This window comes from Piscinibacter defluvii (assembly GCF_004011805.1).
In the GTDB taxonomy this organism is placed as follows: Bacteria; Pseudomonadota; Gammaproteobacteria; order Burkholderiales; family Burkholderiaceae_C; genus Piscinibacter; species Piscinibacter defluvii.
The window spans coordinates 1-689 of record NZ_RCHJ01000131.1 but is presented as its reverse complement, the minus strand read 5'-3'; the positions used below and the strand labels follow the sequence as shown (position 1 = coordinate 689).

Sequence of the window (689 nt, the reverse complement as noted above, 5' to 3'; positions counted from 1 at the left end):
CTCAGCTCAAACGTTAGGCGTCGCGGCACGCACTCGCGCGCGTCATATAGACTTCGCAGGGCGTGGTGATCTCCGCTCATCAAGCGCCAACAACATCGCGGAGGGAGGGTTACTTTAGTGATTGCACGATTCATGCGTGTCGCAGCCACATCTGGGCTGCTTGTACTGACAACGGGCTGCGCGACGATTATGGGCAGCCCGACCCAAACAGTCCCAATTTCCAGCACCCCAAGCGAAGCGAAGGTCTTGATCGTCGACGAAGCGGGCACGGAGATCTTCGCGGGTACCACGCCAACTTCCGTTACGCTGAACAAGAGCACCGGGCGCTACTGGGGCGGCAAGACCTTTAAGGTGACCATCACCAAGTCAGGTTTCAAGGCCCAGACGATCCCCGTCAAGGCCAGCCCGAATGGCTGGTACATCGCTGGGAACTTCGTATTCGGCGGCCTAATTGGCTGGTTCGCGGTTGATCCACTCAGCGGGAACATGTACACACTGTCTCCCGACGCGATCACTGCAACGATGCCTACTGAGAGCGCCCACAATAACCGCTCCACAGACGGCAGCATCGCCATTGTTCTGTTGGAAGATGTTCCGCCCGAACTTCGCTCCAAACTGGTCCCGCTCAACTAGCGACGCCTAACCCTTCGCTTGAGGCGACCCTCCACGGCTTGGCACTTGGGCCGCGA

Annotated in this window: 1 protein-coding gene; it reads left to right on the top strand. The window is 58.9% G+C overall.

The annotated features are described in order from the left end of the window. Nucleotides 1–246 precede the first annotated feature (246 nt). Entirely contained in the window at nt 247–633 is a 387-nt protein-coding gene (locus D9C15_RS33220; RefSeq protein ID WP_240668694.1) for a hypothetical protein, read from the top strand. The last annotated feature ends 56 nt before the right edge of the window (nt 634–689 follow it).